This window comes from Kitasatospora sp. NPDC056181, assembly GCF_042266225.1.
In the GTDB taxonomy this organism is placed as follows: domain Bacteria; phylum Actinomycetota; class Actinomycetes; order Streptomycetales; family Streptomycetaceae; genus Kitasatospora.
Map to the genome: position 1 here is coordinate 42,197 of NZ_JBHJUK010000053.1, position 10,715 is coordinate 52,911.

Below are 10,715 nucleotides of genomic sequence, written 5' to 3' on the forward strand. Positions count from 1 at the left end.
GAAGCACGCGCAAGCACACGGACAACAGGCACACGGACAAGACGAACGGGCGGGCGCCCCGAAGGACGCCCGCCCGCACACCACAGCCGTCAGCCGTCAGCCATCAGCCGTCAGCTGTCGACCGTCAGCCCGTGACGATGTTCACCAGCTTCGGCGCCCGCGCGATGACCTTGCGCACCGGCGCGTCCCCGATCGCCGCCACGACGGCCGGGTCGGCCATCGCCAGCGCCTCCAGCTCGGCGTCGGAGATCGACGGCGCGACCTCCAGCCGGGCCTTGACCTTGCCCTTGATCTGCACGACGCAGGTCACCGACTCGTCCACCACGTACGCCGGGTCGGCGACCGGGTAGTCGGTGTGCGCCAGCGACTCGCCGTGGCCCAGTCGGCGCCACAGCTCCTCGGCGATGTGCGGGGCCAGCGGCGCGACCATCAGCACCAGCTGGTCGGCCACCGACCGCGGGGTGGAGCCGCGCTTCACCAGGAAGTTGTTCAGCTCGATCGCCTTGGCCACGGCCGTGTTGAAGCGCAGCCCGGCCATGTCGCCGCGGATGCCGTCGATCGCCTTGTGCAGCGCGCGCAGCGTCGCCTCGTCCGGCTCCTCGTCGGTGACGACCAGCTCGCCGGTGGCCTCCGAGACGACGTTGCGCCACAGCCGCTGCAGGAAGCGGTACGAACCGACGACCGCGCGGGTGTCCCAGGGGCGGGAGACGTCCAGCGGGCCCATCGACATCTCGTACAGGCGCAGCGTGTCGGCACCGTACTCGTCGGCGATCTCGTCGGGGGCGACGGCGTTCTTCAGGGACTTGCCCATCTTGCCGGCCTCGCGCTTGACGGGCTCGCCCTGCCAGAAGTACTTGCCGTCGCGCTCCTCGACCTCGGCGGCGGGCACCGGGAAGCCGCGCTCGTCGCGGTAGACGTCGGCGGTGATCATGCCCTGGTTGAACAGCTTGTGGAACGGCTCGACCGAGGAGACGTGGCCCAGGTCGTGCAGCACCTTGTGCCAGAAGCGGGCGTACAGCAGGTGCAGCACCGCGTGCTCGGCGCCGCCGACGTACAGGTCGACGCCGCCGGCCGGCTTCTGCTCGGTCGGGCCCAGCCAGTACCGCTCGTTGGCGGGGTCGACGACGCGCGAGCCGTTGGACGGGTCGACGTAGCGCAGCTCGTACCAGCACGAACCGGCCCAGTTGGGCATGGTGTTGGTCTCGCGGCGGTAGGTCTTCGGGCCGTCGCCCAGGTCCAGCTCGACGTTGACCCAGTCCTCGTTGCGCGACAGCGGGGTCTTCGGCGAGGAGGTGGAGTCGTACGGGTCGTAGGTGTGCGGCGAGTAGTCGTCGACCTCGGGGACCTCGACCGGCAGCATCGACTCGGGCAGCGCGTGCATGACGCCGTCCTCGTCGTAGACGATCGGGAAGGGCTCGCCCCAGTACCGCTGACGGCTGAACAGCCAGTCGCGCAGGCGGTAGTTGACGGTGCCCTCGCCGATGCCGCGCTCGGCCAGCCACCCGGTCACGTGGGCCTTGGCGTCGACGACGCTCAGCCCGTTCAGCGACAGGTCGCCTTCGGAGCGCTCGGAGTTGACGATGACGGAGTCGTAGGTGTCGAAGGCGTCGTCCCAGGCCGACGGGTCCTCGCCGCGCCCGTCCGTGGGCTCGACGACGCAGCGCATCGGCAGGGCGAAGGCCCGGGCGAACGCGAAGTCGCGGTGGTCGTGGGCGGGGACGGCCATGATGGCGCCGGTGCCGTAGCCCATCAGCACGTAGTCGGCGATGAACACCGGGACGGGCCGGCCGCTGACCGGGTTCACCGCGTAGGCGCCGGTGAAGACGCCGGTCTTGACCTTGGCCTCGACCTGGCGCTCGACGTCCGACTTGGCGGCGGCCTCGGCGCGGTAGGCGGCGACGGCCTCGGCGGGGGTGGCGGCGCCACCGGTCCACTCGGCGGGAACGCCCTCCGGCCAGGCGGCGGGGACGATCGAGTCGACCAGGCCGTGCTCGGGCGCCAGGACCATGTAGGTGGCGCCGAACAGGGTGTCGGGCCGGGTGGTGAAGACGGTGATCTTCTGGTCGCCCGGGGCCGCGAAGTCGACCCGGGCGCCCTCGGAACGGCCGATCCAGTTGCGCTGCTGCAGCTTGATGGCCTCGGGCCAGTCCAGCAGGTCCAGGTCGGAGATCAGGCGGTCCGAGTACGCGGTGATGCGCATCATCCACTGGCGCAGGTTGGACTTGAACACCGGGAAGTTGCCGCGCTCGGAGCGGCCGTCCGCGGTGACCTCCTCGTTGGCCAGCACGGTGCCCAGGCCGGGGCACCAGTTGACCGGCACCTCCTTGGAGTACGCCAGCCGGTACTCGCCCAGCAGCTCGTCGCGGCCGGCGGCGGACAGCTCCGCCCAGGTGCCGCCGCCCGGGACGTCACGGGTGCCGGCCTCGAACTGCGCGATCAGCTCGGCGATCGGGCGGGCCTTGCCGGCCTCCTCGTCGTACCAGGAGTTGAAGATCTGCAGGAAGATCCACTGCGTCCAGCGGTAGTACTCCGGGTCGATCGTGGAGATCGAGCGGCGCGGGTCATGACCCAGGCCCAGCCGGCGCAGCTGCTGGCGCATGTTGGCGATGTTGGCCTCGGTGGAGACCCGCGGGTGGGTGCCGGTCTGCACCGCGTACTGCTCGGCGGGCAGGCCGAAGGCGTCGTAGCCCAGCGTGTGCAGCACGTTGTGGCCGGTCATCCGCTGGTAGCGGGCGTAGACGTCGGTGGCGATGTAGCCCAGCGGGTGGCCGACGTGCAGGCCCGCGCCCGAGGGGTACGGGAACATGTCCATGATGAAGCTGTGCGGCTTCGCGGCGACGTCACCGGCGGCCGGGTCGGCCAGGTCGCCGGCCGGGTTGGGGGCGTGGAACGTCCCTTCCTTCTCCCAGATGTCCTGCCAGCGGGACTCGATCTCCGCCGCCAGGGTGGCGCTGTACCGGAACGGCTCGGTTGCGGCGTCGGCCGCGCCGGAAGCAGGGGTCGTCTCGCTCATGGTCCTTCAGGCTCCATCGATGTCAGTGGGCGAACCGGGCCGGTGACCGGACGGGTGACCGGCCGCGGACGGCCAAGGCGGTGAGGCGGTTTCGGAAAAGGCGGTGGAAAACAAAAAAGCCCCTCGCAGGAGGGGACGCCACGCCGACTCCGGCAGCCGCCCGTGAGCGGGGCCGGTCCTGGTCAGCGCGGCCGGCTAAGGAGCAGGCGCACGGTTCGCATGGGCTCAGGGTACCGCAAGGGCCTCAGGCCTCTCCCGGCAATCCCGCCCGGGAGGCCGCGTCGAAGTCGCGCAGCGCCCGGGCGACCCGCTCGGACTGCATTCCGGCGGCCAGGGCGCGGGCCCGGTCGGCGGTGGCGGCGGCCTCCCGGTGACGGCCGGTGCGCCGCTGGGAGTCAGCCAGCCTGACCATCAGCAGCGCCCTGGCCCGGGCCCGGCCGGGGCCGAGGCCGTCCACCGCCCCGGCGAGCAGGGACTGGGCGCGGCGGTGGTCACCGAGGAAGAGGTACCCCTCCCCCACCATGCCCGCGAGGTCCGCCCGCAGCTCCCCGGCCCCTCCGGCCACCGCGGTGCCGTACCCGCCCGCCGCCGCGGAGACGGCCCCGGAGCCCCGGCCGACGGGCCCGGGAACACCCCCGGCAGCACCGTCGGCAACACCGTCGAAAACACCCCCGGCAACACCGTCGGCTACACCGTCCAAGGCACCCCCACCGACACCTCCGGCAGCACCCCCGCCGACGCCTTCGCCGGCATCCCCCGCCAACCCGTCCAGCTCCGCGAACGCCCGCTCGGCCGCCCTCCGCGTCTCCTCGGGCTCGCCCCGCCGCCCGTGCGCCCGGGCGATCCGCCCGAGCTGCACCGCCCGGTCGGCCGGACCCAGCGCGTCCCCGGCCGCCTCCAGCGCCCCGGAGAGCGCACCGACGGCGTCCAGCCCGCGCACGTCCAACCCCCGTCCCCCCGTGCTCTGGGTGGCCAGCACCACCAGGCAGCCGACCACGCCCACGCCCAGCCGCAGCTCCCCGCTGAGGTGCGCGGCCCGCAGTGCGGCGACGAACGCCCGCTGGGCGGCCGCCTCGTGCCCGAGGTCGTACGCGGCCCAGCCCGCCAGCCGGGCGAACCGGGCGGCCGTCCCGTACAGCGCGCGGCCGAGCTGCTCGTCGTACCCGCCGAGCTCCAGGAGCTTGGCGACGAGGGCCAGCTCGGCCCGGGCCGGGCCGAGCACCAGGCCGCCGCCGTAGGCCCGCTCCAGCCGCTGCTTGCTCCGGTGGGAGTGTCCGAGGTCGCCCACCAGGCCGGGGTCGATCCGCAGCGCGCCCTCGCCGCCGCCGACCGGTGGCGGCGGGACGGCCAGGCGCCGGGCGGCCTGGTCGAGGTCGGCGCCGCGGAAGAGGTCGGTGAGGCGGACCGGCCCGGCGTCGGCCGCCGCCTCGCGCAGCGCGGTCTGCGCGGTGTCGGCGGTCCACGGGTCGGTGAGCAGGTTCGGCGAGAGGATCTTGGCGCCGCGGTTGCCGCCCATCCGGCCCCAGAGCTGCTCGTAGGTGACGGCGATGCCGAGGGCGCGGCCGAGCACCTCGCAGACGGCCTGGTCGTGCGGGCTGCGCGGCACCATGCCGCGGTCGCGCCACTTGTACGGAGCGGTGGAGCTGATCGCCAGGCCGGGCGGCAGGGCGAGGCTCACCTCGCGGGCGAGCCGCTCCGGGTTCCAGCCCAGCTGGTGCAGTATCCGGGCCAACTCCTCGTTGCGCCTGCGCTCCAGATCGGCCATGGCACGACGGTAGCGGTCCCCCGGGGCCGGCCGCCGAACCGTTCACGAAAACCGGCCGCCCCCGCACCTCCGGCCACTGCCGAGGGAACACCGAAGGAACGCCGAGGACCACCCCACGAGAATCGTCCGGGGAACGCCGAAGGCCGCCCCCCGAAACGGGAGGCGGCCTTCGATTCCTGTGGAGCTACGGGGAATTGAACCCCGGACCTCTTGCATGCCATGCAAGCGCTCTACCAACTGAGCTACAGCCCCTTGACCTGCGTTGTCACCGGAGGTTTTCCTCTGTTTCCTTCGGTTTCCCTCGGCGACATCGACTACTTTACACGGTCGAAGGGGTGCTCCACTAATCCGTTGTCGCAGGCCCTACCCCGCGGACCGCCGGGTGCGGGCGGCGAAGACCACGGCGAGCGCGACGGCGCCCGCGATGACGGCGGTGGTCACCAGCAGCGCGTGCCCGGAGTCGCGGGCCGGAGCCGGCAGGTCGACCCCTCCGAGGAAGACCGAGCCGACCACCGCCACCCCGACCACCTGGCCGAGCTGGATGACCGTCACCATCACGCCGCTGGCGTCCGCCGCGTCCGCCGGGGCGACGCCCCCCAGCGCCCGGGCGAACAGCGGCGCGTACCCGCAGCCCGCGACCAGCCCGAGCACGGTCATCAGCACCAGCGCCACCGGGCCGATCTCCGCACCGCCGCCCAGCAGCACGCCGAGCAGCAGGTAGCCGGGGGCGAGCAGCACAGTGGCGAGCACCGGCAGGACGCCGTGCAGCCGGGCGGGCAGCCGCTGCCAGCGCAGGCTGGAGACCCCGAAGCCGACCGCGACCGGCGCCGAGCAGAGCCCGGCCCGCAGCGCGCTGTGGCCGAGCCCGGCCTGCTGGTGGAGGGCGAAGGAGAACAGGAAGCCCGCGAAGGCCGCCATGATCATGAACAGGCCGCCCGCCGCCGGGCGCAGCCCGGGTGCCCGCAGCACCCGGCCGGAGATCAGCGGCTGGCCGCCGCGCCGGGCGATCCCGCGCTCGACCACGGCGAACAGGGCGAACAGGACGGCGCTGCCGGCGAGCATCGCCCAGCCCCAGACCGGCCAGCCCAGCTCGTGGCCGAGCACCAGGGGCACCACCAGCAGCCCGAGGGCCGCACCGAGCACCACCAGGCCGGGGATGTCGAGGCCGCGGTCGCGGTCGCCCGGCAGCTTCGGCAGCAGCCGGGCGCCGGCCGCCAGCAGGGCCAGCCCGATCGGCACGTTGACCAGGAACACCGGGCGCCAGCCCGTACCGAACAGGTCGGCGCTGACCAGCACCCCGCCGAGCACCTGGCCGATGGCCATGCCCCCCGCCAGCACCGCCGAGTAGAGGCCGAGCACCCGGGTGCGGGCGGCGCCGGTGAAGGTCTGCTGGAGCAGGCTCATCACCTGGGGCACCATCAGGGCCGAGCCGGCGCCCTGGAGCAGCCGGAAGGCGATCAGCCAGCCGGTCGCCGGGGCGAGGCCGCAGGCGAGCGAGGCGGCGGTGAAGACGGCCAGGCCGAGCTGGAACAACCGGCCGTAGCCGTGGCGGGCGCCGAGCCGGGCGCCCGTGATGAGCAGCACCGCGTACGCGATGGTGTAGCCGGCGATGACCAGCTGGAGTGCGGCGCCGGAGGCGTGCAGGTCGGTGCGGATGGTCGGGACCGCGACATTGACGATGGAGACGTCCAGGACGGCCATGAACTGGCCGCAGAGGACGAGTGCGAGGAGCAGCCCGGGCCGGGCGGCCGGGCCGGGGGTGGTGCTGCCGGCCACCGCGGGCCGGATCTGAAGGTCCGTCATGGACCAAGCGTGCGGCCGGGCCGGTACTGGTGGTTAGAGCCTGCTGATCCTGGTACTGGCAGCACCTGTCTGCGCCGCGCGGCCTGCGGCACGATGGCGGGTATGACCACCGTGGACGACCGCACCGTCACCCCCGCCGGGCCCCGCCCGCAGGACCGCCGCCGGACGGAGCTGGCCCGGTACCTCAAGGCCTGCCGGGCCCGGGTCACGCCCGAGGACGTCGGCCTGCCGCCCGGCCTGCGCCGCCGGACGCCGGGGCTGCGCCGCGAGGAGGTGGCGCAGCTCGCCGGGGTGGGGGTCACCTGGTACACGTGGCTGGAGCAGGGGCGGCCGATCAACGCCAGCGAGCAGGTGCTGCTGGCGGTGGCCCGGGCGCTGCGGCTGGACGGCACCGAGCGGGAGCACCTGTTCCGGCTGGCCGGGGTGTCCGCCGCCACGCTGCCGTCGGGGCCCGAGCCCCTGGTACTGGACCCGTCGACCCAGGTCATACTCGACGCGCTGGCGCCGCTGCCGGCGGCGGTCTCCAACACCCGGTTCGACGTGCTGCTGTACAACCGGCCGTACGAGTCGCTGTTCGGCACCAACCGGGTCCGGACGGACACCGGCCGCTTCAACAGCATCTGGTGCACGCTCCTCGCGCCGCCGTGCTGCAACCCCTTCCTGAACCGGGACGAGGCGCTGCCCCGGATGGTCGCGGTGCTGCGCTCCGCCTACGGCAAGCACGTCGGCGAGCCGGCCTGGGAGGAGCACGTCCAGAAGCTGTCGGCGCGCAGCGCGCTCTTCCGGGAGCTGTGGGAGCGCCAGGAGGTGGCGCCGCCGGAGACGTGGCTGCGGGTGTTCAACCACCCGGTGGTCGGGGCGGTGCGGCTCAACGCCTCGTACCTGACGATGCCCGGGGTGCCGGAGACGTACGTGGTGGTCTACGTCCCGGAGGGGGCGCAGGACCGCGAGCGGATCGAGCAGCTCTCCGCTCTGCCGCCCGGCGGCTGGCTGCGCCCCTGCCACCAGTCCGGCTACGAGTGAGCCCGGTGACGGGTGCCCGGACGGCGTCTGGCGGGCGCGTCCAGGGACGCCCAGGAGGGCACCTCCGCCGGGACGCGCCCCCTGAGGAGGTGTCCTCCGGGCCACCCCCGGAGGAGGTGCCCCGGGAACGCCGAAGGCCGCCACCCGGTGGGTGGCGGCCTTCCTGCTGTCTGTGGAGCTACGGGGAATTGAACCCCGGACCTCTTGCATGCCATGCAAGCGCTCTACCAACTGAGCTACAGCCCCGCGACACGCACGGCCCTCGCGGACCGCAGGTGCGGAGTGGAGCTACGGGGAATTGAACCCCGGACCTCTTGCATGCCATGCAAGCGCTCTACCAACTGAGCTACAGCCCCGCACTCACCGGATTTCCCGCTTCCCGTTTTCCGGTCTGCGTTTCCTCCGTGCGAACGAGGAAGACTCTAACTGGTCAGGCCCGGAACTGCGAAATCCGCCCCCGCAGGCACCCCTCCGGCGTCCCTCAGGTGTCGTCGCCGATGACCGGCTGCGGCAGGGTGCCCGCGTTGTGCTCCAGCAGGCGCCAGCCGCGCGTGCCCCGGCCCAGCACGGACCAGCAGCAGTTCGACAGGCCGCCGAAGCACTCCCAGAGCTCGGGCTCCAGGCCGAGCAGCCGCCCGAGCATGGTGCGGATGGTCCCGCCGTGGCTGACCACCACCAGGGTGCCGTTCTCCGGCAGCTTCCCGACCGCGTCGAGCACCACCGGCACCGAGCGGTCGGCCACCTCGGTGGAGAGCTCGCCGCCGCCGCGGCGGACCGGCTCACCCTGCGCCCAGGCCGCGTACTCCTCGGGGAAGCGTTCGCGGATCTCGGCGTTGGTGAGCCCCTGCCAGGAGCCGGCGTAGGTCTCGCGCAGCCCCTCGTGGTGCTGCACGTCCAGGCCGGTGACCGTGGCCAGCTCGTCGGCGGTGCGCCGGGCGCGCTGGAGGTCGGAGGAGATCAGCAGGTCGGGACGCAGGCCGGAGAGCAGCCGGGCCGCCCGCTGGGCCTGCAGGACGCCCTGACCGGTCAGCTCGATGTCCGTGGTGCCCTGGAAACGCGATTCGAGGTTCCAGGAGGTCTGGCCGTGCCGCCAGAAGACGATGCGCGGACCCCGCGCGTCCCGGCTCAGCTGTAGTCCTCGGCGCCGAAGTCGTCCGCCGGGGCGGCCTCGGCCGGCGAGACGGCGTTGCCGGCCTCGTCGGTGTGCGCGTCGGGGCGGTTGCGCGAGGCGAGCGCGTCGGCCGGGAGCGGGAGCTCGGGGCAGTCCTTCCAGAGGCGGTCCAGGGAGTAGAAGGAGCGCTCCTCGGCGTGCTGGACGTGCACCACGATGTCCAGGTAGTCGAGCAGGATCCAGCGGCCCTCGCGCTCGCCCTCGCGGCGCACCGGCTTGATGTCCAGCTGCTCGCGCAGCTGGTCCTCGATCTCCTCGGCGATCGACTTGACCTGGCGGTCGTTGTTCGCGGAGGCGATCAGGAAGGCGTCGGTGATCGACAGCACCTCGCTGACGTCGAACGCGATGATGTTGTGCGCCAGCTTGTCGGCCGCAGCCTGGGCGGCGACGGTGATCAGGTTCTGGCTGTGCTCGGTGGCGGTCACGGTGTTCTTCCGGCTCGGCTGCTTGGGGGCGGGCCCGGCACGCGGCCGGGCATCGCATTCCAGGATCTCACGCCGCCCGGGCGGCCCCGGAACCGTTTTCCGGGGCCGCCCGGGCCCGCCCGTGCAGGGCGGGGCCGGGCAGAGCCGCGCTACTGGGCCTTCGGCGGCTGGTAGTCCTTGCCGAGGACCAGCACCAGGTCGGCGTTCTGCGCGTCGGTGACCTTCTTGGCCGCCGTCTCCGGCAGGTTGAGGCTGATCGCCAGGGACTTCGCCGCGGCCTGCCGGGCGTCGTCGGTGTAGCGGATCTCACTGGCCGCCTGCGGCGTGCCCTTCGCCCCGCCGGGGACGAAGGTGAGGCCCGCGTTGACGACCTGGACCTGTGCGGCGGCGGCCGCCTGGTCGTTGCCGGTGGCGTCCTGGATGGAGACCCGGGCCGGGGCGTCGCCGGTGGTGGCGGACTTCACCGTGCTGCCGAGGACGTCCTTGACTTGCTTGCCGGCGGTGGCCTCGTCCAGGGAGCCGTCCGGCTTGACGGTCAGCGCGCTGGTGCCGAGGTGGCCGTCCTTGGCCTGCTGGGCGAGTTGGACGAGCACCCCGGCCAGGGCGTCCTCGGGCAGCGACGGGTCGAGCACCGCGTTCATCCGGTGCACGTCGTCCTTGGCGTCCTTGAACTCGGTCGGCATGGTGCGCACCACCGCGTCCATCACCTGGCCGAACCGGGCCAGCTGGGCGTCCCGGTTCTCGCCGGGCGCCTGGAGGGTGGCGTAGGCGACCGCCGCCTTTCCGCTGAGCAGGGTGTTCTTCCCGGCGGCGGCGAGCAGCTTGCCGTCGGCCTTGCCGCCCTCGTGGGTCTCGGCGTTGGTGTCGACCCGGACGCCGCCGAGCTGGGCGACCAGCAGTTCCAGGTAGGGGGTGTCCAGCCGCCAGGTGCCGGCCACCGGGGCGCCGAGCACGGTGGCGAGGCCGTCGCGGGTGGCGGACGGGCCGAGGCTGTCCATGGCCTGGCCGACGGTGGTGACCGGCGGGTCGCCGGGGCCGGGCAGCCGCAGGGTGTCCGGCAGCAGCAGCACGGTGCCCTTGTGCCCGGCGGAGTCGTTGACCAGCAGCGCGCTGGAGACCTTGCCCGTGAGGTCGCGCAGGTGCACCACGTTGACCTGGCGCGGGCCGGCCGCGCTCGCCGCGCTCTGCTTGTCCTCGCCGGTGAACCACAGGTAGCCGCCGGCACCGGCCGCCGCGAGCGCCAGCACCACGCCGGCGCCGATCAGCCGGGTGCGCAGCTTACGGCGGCGCTCGGCGCGCACCTCGCTGCGGGACTCGGCGAACTTCAGCCAGTCGATGACGTCCTCGGACTCCTCCGCCTCCTCGTCGACGAAGGTGAACTCGCCGGTGGCGTAGTCGTCCTTGGGCGCCTTGCCGGCGCCGCCGGTCCTGGCCGCGCGGCTCCCGCCGACCTGTTCGGACGGCGGCTCGGGCCGGGCGGGCGCAGCGGCGGCCGCGGCCGGCCGGGGCGTGCGC

Annotated in this window: 7 protein-coding genes and 3 tRNA genes; 1 reads left to right on the forward strand and 9 read right to left on the reverse strand. The window is 73.4% G+C overall.

Translation table 11 applies throughout. The annotated features are described in order from the left end of the window. Nucleotides 1-124 precede the first annotated feature (124 nt). From leuS to ACFC1F_RS21025, 4 genes are all read right to left on the reverse strand, one after another. On the reverse strand, nt 125-3,013 hold the full coding sequence (leuS, locus tag ACFC1F_RS21010) for a leucine--tRNA ligase (RefSeq protein ID WP_376160213.1): 2,889 nt from the start codon (nt 3,011-3,013) through the stop codon (nt 125-127). Nucleotides 3,014-3,257: 244 nt separating this feature from the next. After that, nucleotides 3,258-4,778: a hypothetical protein gene (locus tag ACFC1F_RS21015; protein WP_376160214.1), complete on the reverse strand. Its 1,521-nt coding sequence runs from the start codon at nt 4,776-4,778 to the stop codon at nt 3,258-3,260. 179 nt (nt 4,779-4,957) lie between these two features. Next, a tRNA-Ala gene (locus tag ACFC1F_RS21020) sits at nt 4,958-5,030 on the reverse strand. A gap of 111 nt (nt 5,031-5,141) precedes the next feature. Continuing rightward, the gene (locus ACFC1F_RS21025; RefSeq protein WP_376160216.1) at nt 5,142-6,581 is read right to left on the reverse strand and encodes an MFS transporter; all 1,440 of its coding nucleotides are present in this window, start codon (nt 6,579-6,581) and stop codon (nt 5,142-5,144) included. Nucleotides 6,582-6,683: 102 nt separating this feature from the next. Here ACFC1F_RS21025 and ACFC1F_RS21030 point away from each other — a divergent pair, with 102 nt between their 5' ends. Further along, a complete protein-coding gene (locus ACFC1F_RS21030; RefSeq protein ID WP_245205059.1) occupies nt 6,684-7,604 on the forward strand; it encodes a helix-turn-helix transcriptional regulator in 921 nt (306 codons plus the stop codon). A 173-nt stretch (nt 7,605-7,777) separates the two neighbouring features. Here ACFC1F_RS21030 and ACFC1F_RS21035 read toward each other — a convergent pair. From ACFC1F_RS21035 to ACFC1F_RS21055, 5 genes are all read right to left on the reverse strand, one after another. Next, a tRNA-Ala gene (locus ACFC1F_RS21035) sits at nt 7,778-7,850 on the reverse strand. A gap of 37 nt (nt 7,851-7,887) precedes the next feature. Then, a tRNA-Ala gene (locus ACFC1F_RS21040) sits at nt 7,888-7,960 on the reverse strand. Nucleotides 7,961-8,085: 125 nt separating this feature from the next. Further along, a complete protein-coding gene (locus ACFC1F_RS21045) occupies nt 8,086-8,733 on the reverse strand; it encodes a histidine phosphatase family protein (protein WP_148645921.1) in 648 nt (215 codons plus the stop codon). Continuing rightward, entirely contained in the window at nt 8,730-9,200 is a 471-nt protein-coding gene (gene rsfS, locus ACFC1F_RS21050; protein WP_209413288.1) for a ribosome silencing factor, read from the reverse strand. The genes ACFC1F_RS21045 and rsfS overlap by 4 nt, the downstream gene beginning before the upstream one ends. A 149-nt stretch (nt 9,201-9,349) precedes the next feature. After that, a partial coding sequence (locus ACFC1F_RS21055) for an LCP family protein (RefSeq protein WP_376160219.1) occupies nt 9,350-10,715 on the reverse strand: 1,366 nt, incomplete at its 5' end.

Coding starts and splice junctions, on each gene's coding strand:
- ACFC1F_RS21030 (WP_245205059.1), top strand. CDS start 6,684: ATGACCACCGTGGACGACCGCACCGTCACCCCCGCCGGGCCCCGCCCG.
- ACFC1F_RS21015 (WP_376160214.1), bottom strand. CDS start 4,778: ATGGCCGATCTGGAGCGCAGGCGCAACGAGGAGTTGGCCCGGATACTG.
- ACFC1F_RS21025 (WP_376160216.1), bottom strand. CDS start 6,581: ATGACGGACCTTCAGATCCGGCCCGCGGTGGCCGGCAGCACCACCCCC.
- leuS (WP_376160213.1), bottom strand. CDS start 3,013: ATGAGCGAGACGACCCCTGCTTCCGGCGCGGCCGACGCCGCAACCGAG.